Source organism: Haemophilus haemolyticus, from assembly GCF_003490935.1.
GTDB lineage: Bacteria > Pseudomonadota > Gammaproteobacteria > Enterobacterales > Pasteurellaceae > Haemophilus > Haemophilus haemolyticus_M.
On sequence record NZ_QQGD01000002.1, the window covers coordinates 1 to 22,508 of the forward strand.

Genomic DNA, 22,508 nt, shown 5'->3' on the forward strand with positions numbered 1-22,508 from the left:
CTTTACAACCCGAAGGCCTTCTTCATTCACGCGGCATGGCTGCGTCAGGGTTCCCCCCATTGCGCAATATTCCCCACTGCTGCCTCCCGTAGGAGTCTGGACCGTGTCTCAGTTCCAGTGTGGCTGGCCATCCTCTCAGACCAGCTAGAGATCGCAGGCTTGGTGAGCCATTACCTCACCAACTACCTAATCCCACTTGGGCTCATCTCATGGCATGCGGCCTTGCGGTCCCGCACTTTCATCTTCCGATTCTACGCGGTATTAGCTACAGTTTCCCGTAGTTATCCCCCTCCATAAGCCAGATTCCCAAGCATTACTCACCCGTCCGCCACTCGTCAGCAAGAAAGCAAGCTTTCTCCTGCTACCGTTCGACTTGCATGTGTTAAGCCTGCCGCCAGCGTTCAATCTGAGCCATGATCAAACTCTTCAATTCAAGTTCAATCGCTCAATAAACTGCTTAGCTATAAATAAAACACTACTTAAAAAGTAATTATGAATTTTCAGTTAAGCACCTATTAAGACTTCAAAATTAAAATATTTTAAAACAAGTCAATCAACAAGTGCCCACACAGATTGTCTGATACATTGTTAAAGAGCAAAAAACAACGACGCACGTGGAAACTTAAATACTTCACAACAGTGCGTCGTTGTGTGCGGTGCATTATAGGGATTTTCAAATCCCTTGCAAGTACTTTTTTGTAAAAATATTTAAAAAAATGATCTTTTGATTGAAATATAAACATCTCATCAAAAATTGCGGTTGGAGTGCTCAAATTTTGACCGCTATAATTTCTTACGCAATGAAACTTCACCACCATTAAACATCTGGATTTTATTGCCACATAATACTTTTAAATAACCACGTTCATTTATGCCTTGTTCAATGCCTGAAATAGCACCTTGTTCAGTAAGCACATTTACTTCATTATTTGAAAACGCATTATATGATTGCCATGCCTGTTGAAATTCCGTATTAATACCATTTTTCTCAAAGATATTTAAACGTGTATATAAATGTTGTATGAGTTTTGGTAATAAAGTTTGTCGCTCTACATTAGGATCAATTTCACATACTTCCGCATAAGGCTGACTAATTTCTGTTTGTTTTGGCAACGACACATTAATACCTACGCCAATCACTAAATTGAGCATACCATTTTTATGGTTAGCAATTTCAACTAAAATGCCACCTAACTTTCTTCCATCAAACAAAATGTCATTTGGCCATTTCACTTGCACGTTTAACACCTCAGCAATCGCCAAACCAATGACCAAACTCAAGCCTTCGATAGATTTTCTCGGATCAAACGCCCAATAAAAACTAAACATGATTTGCCCTGCAAAAGGTGATAACCATTGACGTCCACGTCGACCGCGTCCTGCAGTTTGATATTCTGCCACACAAAGATCGCCTTTTTTTAAGGAAGGAATATTTTGTAGTATCCATTCATTTGTAGAGGAAATAATCGGCTGATAATGGATACTATAAGGAAAAAGTGCGGTTGAAATTTGCTGAGGATTTAATAAAGGAAGGCTAGGCACTAAGCAATAATTTTGGTCATCAGCGACAATTTCCAAGCCTAGCTCACGTAATTGTTTAATGTCCTCTTCAATATCTGGAGAAAACTTTTCCAATTCAAACCGCACTTTCGGCTGACAATCAGATAAATATGTCAATAAAGCGAAATTCATCATTTATTCCTTGTAGCAAACGGAGCGAAAATCATAGCACAAATCCAAAAATTTCGTTTTCAAAATCAAGTAAAATCTGTATAATCCCGCCGCAATATTTTTTAACCTCAACTTAGCGAGAATATTGCAATGTCATTACGCATTAAACAAGAAGCTCTTACTTTTGACGATGTTCTACTCGTCCCAGCACATTCAACTGTTCTTCCGAACACTGCCAACCTCTCAACTCAACTCACCAAAGAAATTCGCTTAAATATTCCGATGCTTTCTGCTGCGATGGATACAGTCACAGAAACCAAATTAGCGATCTCTTTAGCACAAGAAGGTGGCATTGGCTTTATTCATAAAAATATGGCGATCGAACGCCAAGCAGATCGTGTTCGTAAAGTGAAAAAATTCGAAAGTGGTATCGTTTCTGAACCAGTAACTGTTTCACCAAATTTAACGCTTGCCGAACTTGCTGAAATGGTGAAGAAAAACGGCTTCGCTGGCTACCCTGTTGTCGATAGTGAAAATAACCTAATCGGTATCATTACTGGACGCGACACCCGTTTCGTAAAAGATTTGAGCAAAACTGTTTCACAAGTAATGACGAAAAAAGAAGAGTTGGTGACAGTAAAAGAAGGAGCTAGTCGCGAAGAAATTTTGGAATTAATGCATCAACACCGTGTTGAAAAAGTATTAGTGGTTAATGATAGCTTCAAACTTAAAGGTATGATTACCGTTAAAGACTTCCAAAAAGCGGAACAAAAACCAAATGCATGTAAAGATGAATTCGGTCGTTTACGCGTGGGTGCCGCTGTAGGTGCTGGCCCAGGTAACGAAGAACGTATTGATGCATTAGTGAAAGCCGGCGTAGATGTGTTGTTAATCGACTCTTCTCACGGTCACTCAGAAGGCGTGTTACAACGTGTTCGTGAAACTCGTGCAAAATATCCAAACTTGCCTATCGTTGCGGGTAACGTAGCGACTGCTGAAGGTGCTATCGCACTTGCAGACGCAGGCGCAAGCGCAGTGAAAGTAGGTATCGGCCCAGGTTCAATTTGTACAACTCGTATCGTAACCGGTGTAGGTGTTCCACAAATCACCGCTATCGCTGATGCAGCGGCGGCATTAAAAGATCGTGGTATTCCAGTTATTGCAGACGGTGGTATCCGTTTCTCTGGTGATATTGCAAAAGCCATCGCTGCAGGCGCAAGCTGTGTAATGGTTGGCTCTATGTTTGCTGGTACTGAAGAAGCACCGGGTGAAATCGAACTTTACCAAGGTCGTGCATTTAAGTCTTACCGCGGTATGGGTTCATTAGGTGCCATGGCGAAAGGTTCATCAGATCGTTACTTCCAATCTGATAACGCTGCAGACAAACTCGTACCAGAAGGTATCGAAGGCCGTATTCCATACAAAGGTTACTTAAAAGAAATCATCCACCAACAAATGGGCGGCTTACGTTCTTGCATGGGCTTAACTGGCTGTGCAACCATCGAAGAATTACGTACAAAAGCAGAATTCGTTCGCATCAGTGGTGCTGGTATTAAAGAAAGCCATGTTCATGATGTAACCATTACTAAAGAAGCGCCAAACTATCGTATGGGGTAATCCGTAGGGTGGGCTCTAGTCCACCTTTTGTTGTTTTAAAGTGCGGTTGATTTTATAAAAGTTTTGGCAGAGTTGATCTCTTATGAAATAGGAAATAAATATGTTTTGCAATAAAAATAATTATTACAAGGGATATACTAAAGGATTTAAAGATGGAACTTCACATAATTCTAAAAAAAAATCTTTAATACCTAACTTAATAAATATTATTATTGCTATTCCTGCATTTATTACTGCATTTTTTGCATATAAAACATGGCAAGATGCTAGATTCATAACTAAAACAGATAATATTATTGACTCATATTACGAGATATTTATTCCTTCAATAGCTATTGGAGATATAACTTTGGAGATGCATCATACCTTCACGTCAATTAAAGATATTAATCTAAATCAGCTATCTAGAAATAAGGAACTTAGTAAATTTATTGAATCTTTCCCTAAAGACATTGATTTTAATGAATTGAAAGAAAAAAAGGCTGATTTTTATAGAACCAAAGTTATAGAAAAAATACATAAAGCTAATCCCAATTCAAGTAAACTTATTTCTTCGCTAGAAAAAATAAAACCTTTTTTATCTAATTTCATGATAAATAAAATAGAAGGTTTTATTGATTTAGTAAAACAAACTGAATTTATAATATATCAAATAAAATTTTCTCCTGATAGTTTGGAAGATAAAGACAATATCTACGCATTACTTAATCATATATATGAACAAGATGAACAATTTAATAATTTAATGAACGAAATAAGACATGAACTAGGAATGTAAACTTTTTTAACAAATCTTTCTACTAAAAAAACAGAGCTTCGATGCTCAAAGCCATCATCTTCGATATCAGAGGTGTAATAGAATCTGATTAAATAGCATTCAATATAATTGTCACCATGACGTATCAATAATCTATACAAATTAACTCGTTAATTTTAATAAGGCAAAAAATGACAAACATCCACAATCATAAAATCCTGATCCTCGACTTTGGGTCACAATATACTCAACTGATTGCACGTCGCGTACGTGAAATTGGCGTGTACTGCGAACTTTGGGCTTGGGATGTAACCGAACAACAAATCCGTGAATTTAACCCAGACGGTATTGTTCTTTCTGGTGGTCCTGAAAGTACCACTGAAGAAAACAGCCCACGTGCACCTGAATATGTATTTAATGCAGGTGTGCCAGTATTAGGCGTTTGCTATGGAATGCAAACTATGGCGATGCAACTTGGCGGCTTAACCGAAACGTCAGATCATAGGGAGTTCGGCTATGCTTCAGTTTCTCTTGAAAATTCCACCGCACTTTTTGCAAATCTTAATGATAACTTGACAGCAAATGAGCCGACTTTAGATGTTTGGATGAGCCATGGTGATAAAGTAACGCGCTTACCTGAAAACTTCCAAGTTACCGGTACAACTCCAACCTGCCCAATTGCAGCAATGTCTGACGAAAATCGTCGTTTCTACGGTGTGCAATTCCACCCTGAAGTAACACATACTAAAAAAGGCTTGGAATTATTAACCAACTTCGTAGTGAACATCTGTGGCTGCGAAACTAAATGGACAGCTGAAAACATCATTGAAGATGCCGTTGCTCGTATTAAAGAGCAAGTGGGCGATGATGAAGTGATTTTAGGCTTATCTGGTGGTGTAGACTCTTCTGTGGTTGCATTACTTTTACACCGTGCTATCGGCAAAAACTTACACTGCGTATTCGTGGATAACGGCTTACTCCGCTTACACGAAGGTGACCAAGTCATGGAAATGTTTGGCGATAAATTCGGCTTGAACATTACCCGTGTTGATGCTGAAAGCCGTTTCTTAGGCGAACTTGCAGGCGTATCTGATCCTGAAGCGAAACGCAAAATTATCGGTAAAGTGTTCGTGGATGTATTCGATGATGAATCGAAAAAACTCACTAATGTGAAATGGTTGGCGCAAGGTACGATCTACCCAGACGTAATCGAATCTGCGGCAAGTAAAACAGGTAAAGCACATGTGATTAAATCACACCACAACGTAGGTGGCTTACCAGACTATATGAAACTTGGCTTAGTTGAACCACTACGTGAGTTATTTAAAGATGAAGTACGTAAAATCGGTTTAGCATTAGGCTTACCGGCTGAAATGATCAACCGCCACCCATTCCCTGGCCCAGGTTTAGGAGTCCGAGTACTAGGCGAAGTGAAAAAAGAATACTGCGATTTATTACGCCGTGCTGATGCGATCTTTATCGAAGAATTACGCAACAGTGGTTGGTATGAAAAAACCAGCCAAGCCTTCAGCGTATTCTTGCCAGTGAAATCTGTAGGTGTGATGGGCGATGGCCGTAAATACGATTGGGTTATCTCACTACGTGCAGTAGAAACCATCGATTTTATGACCGCACATTGGGCTCACTTGCCTTACGATTTATTAGGCAAAGTGTCTAACCGTATCATCAATGAAGTGAACGGCATTTCCCGCGTGGTGTATGACATTAGCGGAAAACCCCCAGCAACTATCGAGTGGGAATAAAAAATCACTTTTCCAGATACTTTCTAATTATTTCAGTAACTTTAATAAGGTCTTGCATATCAAGGCCTTATTTATATTATCCTTACTCCAATGTCGTGATATGACTAAATAAGATGAAGATTCATAATGTGCGGTTAATTTTCACCGCACTTTATTTTTGTTTAAAATCCCTTCTATACCAATCACAATGAGACTTAACCAAATAGGCACATAAGTAAAATAGTCGCTTGTAGTTATTTGATTATCTAGCACAAAGACAGCTATTAAAAAAAGCAATATGGGTTCGATATAACTCAACACTGCAAAAATACTGACTGGAATTTGTTGGCTAGATTTTAAGTTGGCTGAAAGCGAAATCGCACTCACAATGCCAAGTGCTGGTAGCAATAACCAATAACGATATTCTTGCGTAACCAAAGAAAGCGTATCACTTTGAGAAAGAATATAAATAAAACAAGGAATCGAAATTAAAATAATATCCAATGTAATTCCTTGTAGAGCAGGGATTTTCATTAATTTACGGCTTAGATAATAAAATGGATAAACCGTGCAAACCCACAAGCTTGTCCATGAAAAACTTTGAGTGTGCCATAATTCATGAGCAACACCGCAGGCAGCCAGTAAAAGCGCGATTTTCTGAATAAATGATAAGCGTTCTTTTAACCAAGCCCATCCTAAAATAGCCATGATCAGCGGAAAAAGGAAATATCCCATCGCAATATTTATCCCTTCGCCATTTATCGGTGCCCACATAAAGAGCCAGAATTGACTTCCCGCATCTAATGTCCCCAATAAAAATAAAACCCAACGCGTCCAACTTTTTCCTAAAGTTATCATGATAAGAGACAAAAGAGAGCGGCAACCAATAGTCGGGAATAAAATTAAAAGTAGCCCAAAGATCATGGTTAACATACGCCACGCAAACACATCTGTTCCGCTAAGTGGTTGGAGCCATATGCTAAATAAATATAATATGCCAAATAAACATTGCGAAAAAATGCACAATAATACGCCTTGAGTGACTACTTTCATCTTGGACCTCATCTCATCAATATGATTATTATAAAACCCCAAGACAATAAAAAATCTCAACTTTATTTTTATTGTGATAATATTTTTCTCAATAGTTACACTTTTGAGGAAATTATCTTATGCAGACACTGGATAAATTAGATCGTAATATTTTGAATGTATTACAACAAGATGCCATGATTCCGTTAAAAGAACTGTCAGAAAAAGTGAATAGTTCCGTTGCAACCTGTCAACGACGAGTACAAGCATTAACTGATTCAGGCGTTATTACAAAACGAGTTGCAGTCGTTTCCCCAAAAGCCGTTGGGCGTACGATTAGCGTATTTGTCATGGTCGAAATGGATAATCAACACTCTTATTATCAAGAGCAATTTGAACGAAAAATGCGCCAAGAAGACGAAGTGGTGAGCTGTTACGAAATCTCAGGGGACTATGATTTTATGTTGCTACTCCATGCAAAAGATATGGAAAGCTATCACGCATTCACGCGTCGAGTATTGACGGGGGAATTTCATGTAAGAACTTATAAAAGTTTATTTATAATGAATTTTACTAAAGCAGATAGTGGAATTATCTTATAGAACAGCACGGTAAATTTTGGTCTTCCCCCACAGAGAGGGACTCAATAATTACTGATAAATTCAACTGAAATTAAAAGGACTGGGTTCAATACAATATCGTCGTCAGTCCTTAAGTAAATAGTCTAATTTTGAAGGTCAAAGAAAATTTGTCGCACTTTTTTATGAACCTAAACGCTGACGCACAATTTCAAATAAACATACCCCTGTTGCGACAGATACATTTAATGATGAAACTGAACCAGCCATTGGAATGCTAATCAGTTGATCGCAATGTTCACGTGTTAAACGACGCATCCCTTCGCCTTCTGCTCCCATAACAAGTGCTAGTGGCCCTGTCAGTTTGCTTTGATAAATGGTTTCAGTTGCTTCGCCAGCAGTGCCAACCACCCAAATATTATGATTTTGCTGTAAATCGTGTAGTGTACGAGAAAGATTGGTTACACGAATTAACGGCACGGTTTCTGCTGCGCCACAAGCAACTTTACGCGCGATAGATGTTAATTGTGCTGATTTATCTTTTGGTACGATCACGGCCACTGCGCCCGCTGCATCAGCTGTTCGCAAACATGCTCCCAAGTTGTGCGGGTCAGTCACGCCATCCAAAACTAATAAAAGCGGATTTTGTTTATTCGCAAGAATTTCATCAAGATCATTTTCATTAAGTTCTTTTGCCGCTTGTACTCGAGCAATGACACCTTGATGAACCTCACCATCGGCTTTTTTATCGAGTGTTTGTCGATTAACGAATTGCACACCAATTCCTAGGGAATAAAGCTCGTTTAAGAGTGGCTGTAGACGTTTATCTTCACGGCCTTTAAGTACGAAGACTTCAATTAAACGTTCTGGTGAATGAGTTAAAATACTATTAACAGCATGAATGCCGTAGATTTGTTCTGACATAAATTTCTCTTTTTCTTATTTGAATTTTTAATTCATTACATAATGGGAAGTGAATTATTTTTGTTTTCTAGATGTTTTCTTAGAAACTTCTTTCTTTTTTACCGCACTTTTTCGTTTCTTGGATGCTTTAGACGGTAGTTCTTTAAAGACTTTCTTGGCTTTTTCTTTCGCGGTTTTTCCAGCACGACGAGGCTTACGTTCACTCCCTATCAGCGAGAAATCGACCATTTTATTTTCTAAATGTACAGCTTCAACTTTGATGCGAACTTTATCGCCTAAGCGATATTGCATTCCGCTATTCTCACCGATTAAACGTTGTTTTGCTGCATCGAATTGGTAATAATCATTTTCTAAAGTCGAAATATGGACTAAACCATCGATGAATAAATCATCTAAGCGTACAAATAAACCAAACCCCGTCACAGATGAAATAACACCGCTAAATTCACCGCCAACATGATCTTGCATATATTCGCATTTCAGCCAATCTGCCACTTCACGAGTGGCGTCGTCAGCACGGCGTTCCGTCATTGAACAGTGATTGCCAAGTAAATCCATTTCATCAAAAGAGTAATGATAACCGCCTGTCTCGGTGGTTTTACGTTTAGCGCCTTGTTCTTTAGCGAGTAAATATTTGATGCCTCGATGAAGTGTTAAGTCTGGATAACGGCGAATTGGCGAAGTAAAGTGTGCATATTCTTCCAAAGCTAAACCAAAGTGCCCGATATTATCAGCATGATAGACAGCTTGGCTTAATGAACGTAGCAACATTGTTTGAATAAGTTCATGATCAGGTCGTTCTTTAACTTTTTCTAAGAGAGCAGCATAGTCTTTTGTGGTTGGTTTTAATCCGCCTTCTAAAGTTAAACCAAACTCACTTAAGAAAGTGCGGAACGATGTTAATTTTTCTTCGCTCGGGGTGGCATGAATACGATATAACGCAGGCTCTTTATGTTTTTCCATAAAATTGGCAGCTGCGATATTCGCAAGAATCATACATTCCTCAATGATTTTGTGAGCATCGTTACGAACAACGGGTTCAATGCGTTCAATTCTTCCCATTGCATTGAAAATAAACTTAGTTTCAATGGTTTCAAAATCGATCGCACCACGTTGATGACGCGCACCAAGCAAAGTCTGATAGAGTTTATAAAGTTCTTCTAAATGAGGCACAAGCGTAGAATAACGAGTGCGTAATTCTTCATCGCCTTCAAGCATTTTTGCTACTTTAGTATAAGTGAGGCGGGCGTGAGAATTCATCACCGCTTCATAAAAGCGATAATCTGTGAGCTTACCTTTGGCAGAAATTTGCATCTCACACACCATACACAAACGATCCACTTGTGGGTTAAGAGAGCATAAGCCGTTTGATAAAATTTCAGGTAGCATGGGTACAACTCGATTCGGAAAATAGACCGAGTTACCACGATTATGCGCTTCTACATCCAAAGCAGAACGTAAACGTACGTAATAACTGACATCCGCAATCGCGACCCAAAGGTTCCAGCCTTTGCCATGTTTTTCACAATAAACAGCATCGTCAAAATCGCGCGCATCTTCACCATCAATGGTCACAAGCGGCAAATTGCGTAAATCCACACGACCTTTTTTTGCTTCTTCAGGGACTTCTTCAGTGAATTTTTTTACGTATTTTTCTACCGCACTTGGAAACTTATGGGGAATATCGTGGTTACGCAAGGCGATTTCCACTTCCATTCCTTTCGCCATATTATCGCCTAGGATCTCAGTGATTACGCCAATTGGTTGGTTAAAACTAGCAGAACGTTCTTGCAATTCGACAACGACAACTTGTCCCATACGAGCACCATTACGATGTTCATTTGGCACGAGAATATCTCGGCCAATTCTGCTGTCATCAGGCACCACATAGCTAAAACCGTTTTCTAAGAAAAAGCGACCCACAATTTGTTTTTTACGACTTTCCAATACGCGCACAATTCGCACTTCACGTCGACCACGACGATCTAAGCCTGCAGGTTGCGCTAAGACAAAATCCCCATGCATGACTCTTTGCATTTGATGGTTCGGAATAAATAAATCATCTTTTTTGCCATCGACCTGTAAAAAACCAAAACCTTCTCGATGACCAATTACCGTGCCTTTAAATAAATCTAATTTTTCTGGTAAGGCATAGCGTTTACGTTTGGTGAACACTAATTGTCCGTCATTTTCCATCGCTCGTAATCGGCGACGCATCGCTTCTATTTGATCTTCATTTCGAATGGAAAGTGAGGTCAAAATTTCATCCCGATTCATTGGCGCATTATTGTCTCGAATAACACTTAAAATGAACTCACGGCTCGGGATTGGATTGCCGTATTTTTCCAATTCTCGTTTGTAATGAGGATCTTGGTTGATTAAGTTTTTACGTTTTTTTGTCATTATTTTTTACAGTTTTAAAAAGTGCGGAGAGTTTGACACTGTAAGGGGGATAATGCAAGGAAAAGAAAATCTGCACTCGTGATGAGTGCAGATAGAAAGTGAATTAAGCCGATTTTTTGGTAAAGCCAATATAGACACAGAATATAAATCCAAGAACTAAAGCGTAAGGGGTGAATTCACCAATGCCAGAGCCTGAAGCTGCAAGGCTTAAACGATGCGCAGCAGCTGCACCTAAAAGCATACCAAGCACAAAAATAGCGGAGTCATTATCGCCTTCACCAAGATGAACTAAATGTTTGCCAGGACAACCACCGCCAAGGGCGAAGCATAAGCCGCAAAGTGCCATGCCGAGGAAGTTCCAAAGATACTGATTATGTGCACCAGGTTGTTGTTCAAACCCTAAATGGAATTGGCCAAGTAAAGCATTGGTAATAGCAGCAAATACCACTAGAGCGATGACACCGTTCAATAACGAAGAATCACGGAATAAAATAAAATTACGGAATGCGCCAATTGAGCAGAAACGTGATTTTTGCATTAATACGCCTATGATTAGCCCGCCTGATAAAGATAACGCCCAAAATGCATGTTGTGTGCCAGGGCCTTTTTGTGAGAAATAAAGCGGTAAACCTTCGCCAAAACTAAATTGGGTGATAACGCCAATAAGTAATAATCCCGCAATAATGACAGAAATCCAACCTGTAGCAGGGGCTTGTTCTTTTGCTTTGCCGAGCGAAAATCCTCGATTGCTAAAGAAAATTCCACCTAGTACGCCGACAAATAAACCGACAATCCCTGCAATCGCAGATAAATCGCCGCCGCCTAGACGCAAATATGCGCGCCATGGACAGCCTAAGAATGTTAGGGCACCAATCATAGCAAATGCCCCTAAAATTAAGCGAATGAATGGCGATGAGCCACCACGAGCACGGAATTCTTTTGCAAATAACGCACTCGCTAACGCACCGAAAATTAATCCGATAAGTTCGGGGCGGATGTATTGAAGTGGAGCGGCTTGATGTAAGCCAATGGAACCAGCTGTATCGCGTAAGAAACAGGCTGCGCAGAATCCCATGTTGCCAGGATTTCCGCTATAAGTAAGTAGTGGAGCGATGATACCAAGTGCAGCACCTGCAACCACAGGCCATTTTGATCCTTTCATAATGAAACCCTTGTGATATCTAAAGTTAAACTAAATTGTGTACTCTCGAATACTCGAAAAGCACGTTCATTTTAATCTAAGAAGTTAAATGGTAAAGAATGATTTGATGAAAAGATGAGATAAATCAAAAATTTGCTACGAAAAAAGTGCGGTAAAAATTTTATTGATTTCCGTAATAAAAATAAAAGATCTATACTAACCGCATTCATTTTTTACTCGGAAGATACTATGACAGAACGTTCAACCAATATCATTACCCACGATCCTTTTGGTAGCTTGCTTGGATATGCGCCTGGTGGCGTGGCAATTTATTCCTCTGATTACAATACTGCAGATGATAAAGAGTTCCCGAATGATGCCGCATTTCGGAGTTATCTAGGGCGAGAATATATGGGCTATAAATGGCAGTGTGTGGAATTTGCACGTCGTTATTTATATCTCAATCATGGCGTTGTGTTTGCCGATGTCGGTATGGCGTACGAGATCTTTTCTTTACGTTTTTTACGCCAAGTGGTGAACGATGCCTTGTTGCCCTTGCAAGCATTTGCTAATGGTTGCAAACGAAAACCTCAAGCAGGCTCCTTATTAATTTGGCAAGAAGGGGGAGAATTTAAACACACGGGGCATGTGGCAATTATCACCGAGGTATTGCCTGATCGCGTTCGAATCGCCGAGCAAAATGTGATTCATTCCCGCTTGCCAAGCGGTCAGCAATGGACACGAGAATTGCCGATGATTGTTTCAGAACAAGGTTATTTTCTACAAGATACTTTTGATGATACTAAAATTCTTGGCTGGATGATTCAAACAAACGATACTGAATTTTCAGAACCCCAACCTTTCCCAAAATCAACCGCACTTCGGTTACAAGCTCATCATGTTGATAATCACGGTCAATTTAATGGGAAATGGTTAAATGAAAATGAGCCATTTGACGCGGCATATATTAAGGCTATGCACGGGCACAAAGTGAGTCATTCTGATCAATATCGCTATTTTGCTATGTCCGAAAGTGCTCAACAAGAATTGATTCACGCCACTAATGAACTGCATTTAATGTATTTACATGCGACAGACAAGGTACTTAAAGATGATAACCTGTTACAGTATTTTAATATTCCGAAGCTCCTTTGGCCACGCTTAAGACTTTCTTGGCAAAATCGCCGTTATCAGACGATTACAGGTCGTTTAGATTTCTGTATGAGTGAACGAGGTTTGAAAGTCTATGAATATAATGCCGACTCAGCTTCTTGCCATGCTGAGGCAGGCGATATTATGAATCGCTGGGCAAAACAAGCTGGTGGCGTATTGGGAGAAAATCCGTCCGATGGTTTGCGTAATGCGTTAGCTGATTGTTGGCAACATAGTCAAGCCTCAAAATTAGTTCATATTTTGCAAGATCACAATGATGAAGAAGATTATCACGCGATGTTTATGCAACAAGCATTAGTGCAAGCAGGTTTTCAAGCTAAAATTATTCACGACACAGAAGGATTGCATTGGGATAATCGAGGTCAATTAATTGATGATGAAAATAATCAAGTTCAAACTGTTTGGAAAACTTGGGCTTGGGAAACAATGTTGGAACAACTTCGTGAAGATGCTACAGAAATGGAAGTGGCTCCGCCTATTCGCACAGGTTATCCTGAAGATAAAGTGCGGTTAATTGATGTGTTACTTCGCCCAGAAGTGTTAGTTTATGAACCACTTTGGACGGCAATTCCAAGTAATAAGGCGATTTTGCCTGTGCTTTGGTCTTTATTCCCTAATCATCGTTATTTGTTAGAGGCAAGTTTTCATCTCACTCCAAACTTAATTCAAAACGGCTATGCACAAAAACCAATTGCAGGTCGCCGAGGTGATAACGTTAAATTGATTGGTGAAAATAATTCCATGCTAGACACAACCGATGGGCAGTTTGGTCAGCAAGATAGTATTTATCAACAGCTTTGGTGTTTACCACAAGTGGAAGATCAATATTTGCAAATCTGTACTTTTACCGTTGGAGGGCATTATGGCGGCACTTGCCTACGTTCTGATTCGAGTCGTGTCATTATGGGAAACAGTGATATGCAGCCTTTGAGGGTGTTGAAGGATAAGCAGTTCTTTGAACAGTAAAAATATGATTTAATTATTTAATAAAAGAGCAATTGAATCATTTTACATGAGTGAATTAAAATTATTTGTGTGCATTATTGCTTCAAATTTATTATTATCTGAGCATAACTAAAAAACTCTCAGACTTTCACTGTACTTTACTCAATTTTATTTTCTCTAAAACATTAGCACAAAGGTCTCCTTGTTTTATTTTATTAAGGAAACTTTATGCATCAAATTCATTTTTTTTGTCCAACGCTATTAGCGTTAAGCCTTGCTTTAGCTGGCTCAAATGTTCAAGCATCTATGGTTCGCAATGATGTGGACTATCAATATTTTCGTGATTTTGCTGAAAATAAAGGCGTATTTTCGGTGGGAGCGCAGAATATTCCAATTTTTAATAAACAAGGTCAGCAAGTTTCAACTATGTTGCCCCATTGGGCTATGCCTGATTTACATGTAGCAAGTCGGGTAAGCGGCGTTGCGACCTTATTTAATCCTCAATACATTGCCAGTGTAAAGCATAACTTAGGCTATGGTTCAGTACAATTTGGTGAAAATAGCAACAATGCAGATAATCATCACTTTAATTATCTTATTACAGAACGTAATAATCACCCTACCCTTGATTTTCATGCACCACGTTTACATAAATTAGTCACCGAAGTTGCGCCAATTTCGCTAAATAATATTGCTTTTGATAATGCTAGAAAGACTGGACCATATAATAATGCATTCTTAAATAAGAATCGTTACCCATATTTTGTGCGAGTCGGCTCTGGTACTCAATATTTACGAAGTAAGGACGGAAAAGTAAAAACGTCATTAACATCTGCGTATAACTATCTTACAGGCGGTACACCACTTAAACCTAATAGCTCAATGGATAATTGGGTGCTATTTAACGGTGATCTTTATGATACGTTAGGAACCTATGGATTGCCAGGAGATAGTGGTTCTGCGCTTTTAGCCTATGATGCTAAAGAACAACGTTGGGTATTAGTAGGAGTATTATCAACTTATGCAGGTTATGATAGTTCAAATAATATCTATACAATTATTCAGCCCGATACCATTGAAAAAGCATTCAAGGATGATGAAACAACCGTCCAGCTAAATGCAAAAAGAATAACTTGGGATAATAAGAATAATGGAATAAGTATTTTACAAGTTGGTAATCAGAATATTACCTTGCCAGTTGCTGACTTGACTAAAAAATCTCAGGATAATAATCAATTTCGCCCTTCATTAGAAAACGGTAAGACAATTCATTTCCAAGGCGGAGAAGGCTCAACATTGATATTGAAAAACAATATTAATCAGGGTGCGGGGGCGTTACATTTTAATCAGAATATGACCGTTCAAGCTGATAACAATGATTATACTTGGCTTGGTGCAGGCATTGTGGTGAATGGTGATAAAACTGTTCATTGGCGCGTAAAAAATCCTATTAATGACCGTCTGTCAAAATTGGGAACAGGTACGCTATATATTGATGGTCAAGGTAAAAACCTAGGCGATATTAGTGTGGGGGATGGTACAGTTGTTCTTGATCAAAAAATGCTGAATGGACAGCAACAGGCCTTTAATCAAGTTGGAATTACCAGCGGCCGGGCAACTGTTGTACTGGCAAATAACAAACAGGTTAATCCAGATAACATTTATTTTGGCTTCCGAGGAGGACGTTTAGATATAAATGGTAATAATCTGACTTTCCATCGAATTCAAAATGCAGATGAGGGTGCAAAGATTGTTAATAATAACCGCACTCAATCTGCCTACATTCACATTATTGGTCGAGATGCTCTTACTGAACAAAATATTGAATGGGTAAAATGGGGACAAGAACCAACATCATCATTAGCTATTTATGAATACAAAAATAATTATAGAAATAACCGATTAGATTATTTCCGTCTAAAAGAAGGAAAAAATCCACATGCTTATTTTCCTTGGGATATGGAAACAACAAATGATTGGGAATTCTTAGGTAACGACAGACAACAAGTTATAAAGAATGCACTTGTTCAAGAAAATGCAAAAAAACATTTAGATACCTTTAGTGGTTTCCTTGGTGAGTATGATTCTCAGCGTTATAACGGTGCATTAACGTTTAATTACAACCCGAATTATCACAATAGTGTGCTTGTTTTGAATGGAGGTACTAACTTAAATGGCAATTTAAACATATCTGCGGGTCATTTAGTGCTTTCTGGCATCCCAACTCCGCATGCTTACGATCATTTAAACCAAAAAGAAGTCATAGATGAAAATAGTTGGATTAATCGTCAATTCAAGGCTCATGAATTTAATGTTTCTGGTAATGGAAAATTAGAAAGTAGTCGTAATGTGAGCTTGTTAGAAGGGAATTTTAATGCTCGTCATCAAGCTCAAATCCAACTCGGTTTTACTCAGAATAAATCCAATGAGTGTATCCGTGCCTCATATACAGGAATAACGAGTTGTACTGAAAATAAAATACTAAGTCAGGCAGCCTTTGATAGTGTTCCTGTAACAGTAGTAAGTGGTAATATCGATTTAAAAGAAACGAGTCAATTTAATCTAGGTAAAGCGCATTTAGTGGGGCGTGTAAATGCAACACCGATGACTCAAATTCGTTTACAACCCTATAGCCAATGGATGCTAACAGGTAATAGTACGGTGGGAAATCTCGAATTTTCGCCCAATAGTCAAGTTACATTAAATACGGGCTATGATGAGCTAAATAAGGATTATCGTAGTTGGGTACAATTTAATGAATTGACAATAAATGGAAAATTGACGGGTAATGGGCATTTTCGTTTTTTAACTAATATTGCTGAACGTCGTGGCGATCATATTACAGTAAATGGACTAGCATCAGGAGCATATCTTCTTTCTGTGAAAAATACGGGGAGAGAACCCAATGAGGTAAACCCATTAAGTTTAGTTAAATTAAATCATCCTGAACAAGCTATTGGGGATGCGCAATTTTCTCTTGAAAATGGCTATGTCGATTTAGGGGCTTATCGTTATATTTTAACAAATCGTAGCAATGATTATCGATTATATAACCCGTTACGTGATGCAGAATTACATTCTCGGGATAACAACCAATTAATATTAAATAGTCAGCGTGAATTTGAATCGGTTCAGAATAAACTAAATAGCAAAAGACTAGAGCTTGCTAATTTAACTCGTGAATATAGTCACGCACAAAAACAAAAAACAGAAGATGATGCTCAGATTGAGCGTTTGTTAGCTGATATTCGCCAAACTAATAATCAAATTGATAATGTTTTTTATGAATATAATCGTACTTGGCGTATTCGCTTTATTAAACGTCGTAACTTATATAACCAATTTACTCAATATAAAGCACGTTTGGAAAATCAACGTAATGAGTATCGAGGCTTAAGAGCTCAGGCAGAAAAGAGTGAAAATCAAGCTCAAAAATTACTGCAAATGCTAACTGGTATGAGAAATACTGTGAATACGCTTTCGACTCAATACGATAAGTTACAAGCAGAATTTAATCGTTTGAAAAATGATTCACAAATGAATAAGGCAAGTTATGCACAGTGGCTCTGTGAAGTTCAAGGGCTTTCTTCTGATATTTGTCGTAAAGTTGCAAAAGTGGCAGATGAAAGTAACATTACTGCCTTTGAAGCGGAAATTGATGCAAACATTACACGTGTTGAATCAGCTCAACAAACTTTAATTAATGCTCAAACTTCTGGCAATCAAAGTGCGGTTAATTCTGCGCAAGTTTCCTTGAATGAGGCGGTATTAGCATTACTGAATAGCCTTGAAAAGGCTTATCAAACTGATCAGGAAATTCAGCAATTTTTAAGTTCTCAATCTTCGACTGTTGCACTGCCAGTGCAAGCTCAGCTTATCAGCCGTTATTCCAATACAGCTTTATCAGAGCTTTCTTCAAGTGTTAATTCGGTATTACAAATTGGACGAAACTTAGATCGTCATTTATTAAGCCAAGATAAATCGAATGTTTGGGTGAATACGGAAGCAAGCCAGAGAACTTATCGTTCCGACTATAATCGTCCATATAAGCAAAATTTAACATTAACTCAAGTTGGCGTCGCTCAGGTATTAAATTCGAACATGCAAATTGGTGCAGTGCTTTCTCATTCTCGTGCGAATAATGAGTTTAATGAAAATGTATCGGGTACAAACCGACTAACTGGCATAAATGGTTTTGTTAAAGGCGAGTGGAATAATGGTGTCTTTGCAAGTTTTGACTTAGGTTATGGACACAGCCGTAACAATGTAAAATTTGACGAAGAAAACAAAACGTTCCACCGAAATATTTTTAGTGTAGGTGGAAATATTGGGGCTTCTTTGGACTGGGGAATTAATGTCACACCTTCAGTTGGTATGCGCTACCACCGTCTATCTAGCACAAACTACCACTTAGACGGTGCAAATATCAACAGTAAAACCTTACATTTAACCACTTACCGTGCTGGTGTAATGTTAGATAAAACGTTTGATATAAATGGTGTAAAATTCACCCCAAGTTTCTCAAGCAATTACTATGATGCCACTCAAAGAAAACTTGCCATTGACGGTGTATTAAGCGTCAATGATGTCACATTAAAACAACAATTTGGACGTTATTTTACTCATGAACTTGGTTTTAGTGCTCAGATGAAACAGTGGAATATAAGCACGAATATTGGAATGCTTAAGGGTTCTGATGTTGCACCACAGAAATTCGCTTCATTAAAGATTGGTTTTACTTGGTAGAAGTGCGGTAGAAATTTAGAGCAAAATAAATACGAGCTTTAAGGACTGATGACGATATTTATCGGACTCAGTCCTTTTTATTTTGTATTTTTTAGGGTGAGGTTTCTAGATTGGAATAAAAAATCAGCCATCAAACAGTGGTTGTATAGTTCTATGTTTGATGGCTGATGAAAATTAGTTTTAATTTTTTTGAATATTAATGACTTGCTTTAGGCAATGCTTTTCCAATTAAAATGCTTACAACTAACATCACTAAAGTCGGAACCAACCAAGCCATTCCTTCAGATGAAAGAGGGAAGTGTTCCAATAATGAATTAATGCTTTCTGGTAACATTTTAACGTTATTTAAGCTGTCACATAAACTAAAACAAACAGTTACGATTAATGTGCTGTTGTATGTAAATTTTATTGATGGAAGTTTTTTGCGTAAGAATTGCAATAATACAAGCACAATAGCTACTGGATAAATTAATAACAAAGCTGGTATCGTTATGCGAAGTAGATCAGTTAAACCATATTGTGAAACAGTGATTGTCATTGCGGTAAAAAGTGCGGCCCAGAATGGGTAAGAAAAACGCACAGAGAATTTTGAAAAATAATCAGCTGCGGCACTCGTTACACCAACAAGTGTTGTTAAGCTTGCTAATATAATGATACCCGCCATAATCCAAGTGCCAGCAGAACCAAATAATACATTTACATAACGAGAGAAAATTTGTCCGCCATTAGTTGCACCTTCTGCAACTGCAGCACTAGTCGCGCCTAGATAGAAAAGCGAAAAATATAAACCCGCAAGTAAGATGACTGAAACAAATCCAGCTGAGATAGTGTATTTCACGATATCTTTGGGTTGAGTTACATTTTTTGCTGCAAGTGCGCGAGCGACGATTCCACCGAAAGCAATAGCTGCGAGTACGTCCATGGTTTGATAACCACTGGTTAAGCCGATTAATAAAGAATGGCCATTTTCATAGGCTTTACTTGGCGCTTGAATTTCAGATAAAGGTGAAATGAAGACAGTGACGGCTACGGCAACTAATAACACAAGCAATGCCGGTGTCATGAATTTACCAACACTTGAAATAATGGTATTTGGGCGAATCATAAAGCCCATCGCGATTAAGTTGAAAATTACTGAAAAGAGGAAACGAACACTCGCATTATCTTCGACTAAGCCTAAAGGTAACCAAGCCATTTCGTAAGCGACATTCGTGATACGTGGCATTGCAAAGGTGGAGCCAATGGTTAGATAAAGTATAACGAGAAAACCAGTGCCCGCCCATTTAGGTAAATCTTTCGTGAGTTCTTCACCACGACCTAAAATAGATACAATAACAAGTGTAATAAAAGGCATTAAAACGCCGGTTAATACAAAACCGAAGGATGCGCCAGCCCAATGCTGTCCTGCAGTGAAGCCTTCCATTGGAGGAAAAATGATGTTACCTGCACCTAAAAATAAGGCGAAGATCATCATTCCTAAAACGATAATATCTTTACGTGAAAACATAATTTTTTGACTCTAAAAATAAAAAGGCCTGCATTCTACTACAAAGTGTAGAAAATCCCTATTCTGTAAAACTAAAAATGTGAATTTCGTCACAATATGAAGAATCTTATCGACAATTCGATAAAAATCCCTGCAAAATCCACCGCACTTTTCCCTTTTAGGGCAAAAATATGCTAGGATTCAGCCTTTGTTAATTTTTTGTTATTTATTTTTGGAAGGAGTTTGCATGGTACAACTGATTCAACGCTTTTTAAAATTAGAATCCGCTGGTGGTATTTTGTTGCTTTTTTCTGCTGCAGTAGCGATGTTGCTGGCTAATTCGCCATTAAGCAGTCAATATAATGATTTTTTGAATTTGCCAGTCAGTTTGCAAATTGGCAGTTTCTCTATTAATAAAACCTTAATTCACTGGATTAACGATGGTTTTATGGCGGTGTTTTTTGTGTTAGTGGGAATGGAAGTTAAAAAAGAATTATTCGAAGGCGCACTTTCTTCCTACCAACAAGCTATTTTCCCTGCTATTGCTGCGGTGGGTGGAATGATCGTACCCGCGTTGGTTTATTGGTTTATTGCAAAACAGGATCCTAGCCTTGCAAACGGCTGGGCTATTCCTATGGCGACAGATATCGCTTTTGCGCTTGGCATCATGGCATTATTGAGTAAGCAAGTGCCATTGCCTCTCAAGATTTTTTTACTCGCACTTGCTATTATTGATGATTTAGGCGCGATTGTTGTAATTGCTCTTTTCTTTTCTCATGAATTAAGTGTGCAGGCTCTAATTTTCTCTGGTATTTCGATTTTGACTTTGGTCTTATTAAACCGCTTTAGAGTTAGCGCGCTTTGTGCCTATATGGTGGTTGGGACAATTTTATGGGCATCTGTTTTAAAATCTGGTGTTCATGCGACGTTGGCTGGTGTGATTATTGGTTTTTGCATTCCATTAAAAGGTAAAAAAGGTGAACGACCATTGCACGATTTTGAGCACATTCTAGCGCCTTGGTCATCCTTCGTTATTTTACCACTCTTTGCATTTGCTAATGCAGGCGTTAGTTTTGACGGTATTGATGTGAGTATGATCTCATCACCATTATTATTGGCTATCGCGTGCGGTTTAATTATTGGTAAACCAGTCGGCGTTTTCGGATTTAGTTATATTTCCGTTAAGTTGGGATTAGCTAAATTACCGGATGGAATCAAGTTTAAACAAATTTTTGCCGTCGCAGTTTTATGTGGTATCGGCTTTACGATGTCAATGTTCTTAGCAAGCCTTGCTTTTGACGCAGATGCTGGAGAAAGTGTTAATACGCTTTCTCGTTTAGGAATCTTACTCGGTTCAACGGTTTCGGCAACGCTTGGGTATTTATTCTTGAAACAAACGACAAAACGAATCTAATCATACACAAAGTGCGGTAAATTGATCTGTAGCCCTAAAAGTTGGACTAAATAATCGACCGATGACATACAAAGTATGTCAAAAAAAGAAAACTATTTAGACAATGCGGAAATGGAAAGTTTATTTGGTCGATTAAAAACGGAATGTTTTTATAGTTGAGAATTTAACTGTAGCGAGGAGATAATTGATACAGTAAGATATTACTATCATTACTACTCCTTAAATGAACATTCCTTTTTAGCAGATCAATTTACAGAACTTTTGTTTTATAAATTCAAGCAAAATTAGATAATGCAATTTCTAATTTATTGGTTGCAATTATTTCGTTGGTTCGAGAATTTTAGTCACCACCTTCAAATACTCAATCGCCAAGCTCTGTTGCGCAACACTGGCATTAAAAACTAAGTCTTCGGAAAGTACGCCACAAGGTTGCGCTTTCGGTACCTCGCCATTTTCGTAAGCCTCGAAATCCTCTCGCCAATCCCCTTCGAAGTAATAATGTTCTAAGCGTTTCATCTTGGGCAAAAACGCCTGCCATTTTTCCAAAAACTGCTCCGCCTCTGCAAGAAAACCATTTGCCTCATCTAAAATACTTTCCATTTCGACAAGTTGAAATAATCGTTCTTTTGATAGCATATTTTTCTCCCATTCAATCAAAGTGCGGTTAAATTTTACCGCACTTTGCTCCTCTTGATATCTTACTAACTCTCGAAAGGCATAGCATAAATAATCTATATTGAATGTAAAGAATGTAAAGATTGTAAAGTTTGGTAAAGATACTTTTCATTTATTGTTGTTCTCTATAGAATCTGCGCTCTATAGTCTTAAACAGGCTGCTTTTCAACATAAGTCTTTTATTATTTTTCATACAACAAGCAA

At 38.4% G+C, this 22,508-nt stretch carries 14 protein-coding genes and 1 rRNA gene; 7 read left to right on the plus strand and 8 right to left on the minus strand.

All coding sequences use genetic code 11. From position 1 onward, the window contains the following. Nucleotides 1-433 (minus strand): 16S ribosomal RNA (locus DV417_RS02335); the annotation flags it as partial. A gap of 350 nt (nucleotides 434-783) precedes the next feature. After that, the gene (gene birA / locus DV417_RS02345; RefSeq protein WP_192878545.1) at nucleotides 784-1,692 is read right to left on the minus strand and encodes a bifunctional biotin--[acetyl-CoA-carboxylase] ligase/biotin operon repressor BirA; all 909 of its coding nucleotides are present in this window, start codon (nucleotides 1,690-1,692) and stop codon (nucleotides 784-786) included. A gap of 129 nt (nucleotides 1,693-1,821) precedes the next feature. Between birA and guaB the strand changes: the two genes are divergently transcribed. The 3 genes from guaB to guaA all read left to right on the plus strand — a co-directional run bounded on the left by guaB (nucleotide 1,822) and on the right by guaA (nucleotide 5,808). Further along, complete coding sequence (gene guaB / locus DV417_RS02350; protein WP_118878440.1) at nucleotides 1,822-3,288, plus strand: IMP dehydrogenase; 1,467 nt, start codon at nucleotides 1,822-1,824, stop codon at nucleotides 3,286-3,288. Nucleotides 3,289-3,388: 100 nt separating this feature from the next. Then, nucleotides 3,389-4,066, plus strand: coding sequence for a hypothetical protein (locus tag DV417_RS02355; protein ID WP_118878442.1), 678 nt, complete (start codon nucleotides 3,389-3,391; stop codon nucleotides 4,064-4,066). A gap of 170 nt (nucleotides 4,067-4,236) precedes the next feature. Then, nucleotides 4,237-5,808 (plus strand): glutamine-hydrolyzing GMP synthase, encoded by a 1,572-nt coding sequence (gene guaA / locus DV417_RS02360; RefSeq protein ID WP_118878444.1) that lies wholly within the window; start codon nucleotides 4,237-4,239, stop codon nucleotides 5,806-5,808. A gap of 141 nt (nucleotides 5,809-5,949) precedes the next feature. On the opposite strand, the gene rarD is transcribed toward guaA, so the two are convergent. Continuing rightward, nucleotides 5,950-6,840 carry an EamA family transporter RarD gene (gene rarD, locus DV417_RS02365; protein WP_192878533.1) on the minus strand — a complete coding sequence of 297 codons (891 nt, stop codon included), beginning with the start codon at nucleotides 6,838-6,840 and terminating at the stop codon, nucleotides 5,950-5,952. Between the two features lie 119 nt (nucleotides 6,841-6,959). Between rarD and DV417_RS02370 the strand changes: the two genes are divergently transcribed. Then, complete coding sequence (locus DV417_RS02370; protein WP_046939028.1) at nucleotides 6,960-7,421, plus strand: Lrp/AsnC family transcriptional regulator; 462 nt, start codon at nucleotides 6,960-6,962, stop codon at nucleotides 7,419-7,421. 159 nt (nucleotides 7,422-7,580) lie between these two features. On the opposite strand, the gene rlmB is transcribed toward DV417_RS02370, so the two are convergent. The 3 genes from rlmB to yedE form a co-directional block, all read right to left on the minus strand. Then, nucleotides 7,581-8,321, minus strand: coding sequence for a 23S rRNA (guanosine(2251)-2'-O)-methyltransferase RlmB (gene rlmB, locus DV417_RS02375; protein ID WP_118878446.1), 741 nt, complete (start codon nucleotides 8,319-8,321; stop codon nucleotides 7,581-7,583). A gap of 54 nt (nucleotides 8,322-8,375) precedes the next feature. Further along, nucleotides 8,376-10,724 carry a ribonuclease R gene (gene rnr / locus DV417_RS02380; RefSeq protein WP_118878447.1) on the minus strand — a complete coding sequence of 783 codons (2,349 nt, stop codon included), beginning with the start codon at nucleotides 10,722-10,724 and terminating at the stop codon, nucleotides 8,376-8,378. Nucleotides 10,725-10,827: 103 nt separating this feature from the next. Further along, complete coding sequence (gene yedE / locus DV417_RS02385) at nucleotides 10,828-11,886, minus strand: YedE family putative selenium transporter (RefSeq protein WP_118878448.1); 1,059 nt, start codon at nucleotides 11,884-11,886, stop codon at nucleotides 10,828-10,830. A 228-nt stretch (nucleotides 11,887-12,114) separates the two neighbouring features. Here yedE and gss point away from each other — a divergent pair, with 228 nt between their 5' ends. Both gss and DV417_RS02395 read left to right on the plus strand, forming a co-directional pair. Further along, a complete protein-coding gene (gss, locus tag DV417_RS02390) occupies nucleotides 12,115-14,004 on the plus strand; it encodes a bifunctional glutathionylspermidine amidase/synthase (RefSeq protein WP_118878449.1) in 1,890 nt (629 codons plus the stop codon). 207 nt (nucleotides 14,005-14,211) lie between these two features. Beyond that, nucleotides 14,212-18,729, plus strand: a complete 4,518-nt coding sequence (locus tag DV417_RS02395; protein WP_118878450.1) for a S6 family peptidase — start codon at nucleotides 14,212-14,214, stop codon at nucleotides 18,727-18,729. A gap of 196 nt (nucleotides 18,730-18,925) precedes the next feature. On the opposite strand, the gene brnQ is transcribed toward DV417_RS02395, so the two are convergent. After that, a complete protein-coding gene (brnQ, locus tag DV417_RS02400) occupies nucleotides 18,926-20,236 on the minus strand; it encodes a branched-chain amino acid transport system II carrier protein (RefSeq protein ID WP_118861731.1) in 1,311 nt (436 codons plus the stop codon). 226 nt (nucleotides 20,237-20,462) lie between these two features. Here brnQ and nhaA point away from each other — a divergent pair, with 226 nt between their 5' ends. After that, a complete protein-coding gene (gene nhaA, locus DV417_RS02405; RefSeq protein WP_118861730.1) occupies nucleotides 20,463-21,629 on the plus strand; it encodes a Na+/H+ antiporter NhaA in 1,167 nt (388 codons plus the stop codon). Between the two features lie 318 nt (nucleotides 21,630-21,947). On the opposite strand, the gene DV417_RS02410 is transcribed toward nhaA, so the two are convergent. Next, nucleotides 21,948-22,265, minus strand: coding sequence for a DUF4298 domain-containing protein (locus DV417_RS02410; protein WP_118801311.1), 318 nt, complete (start codon nucleotides 22,263-22,265; stop codon nucleotides 21,948-21,950). Between the last annotated feature and the right edge of the window lie 243 nt (nucleotides 22,266-22,508).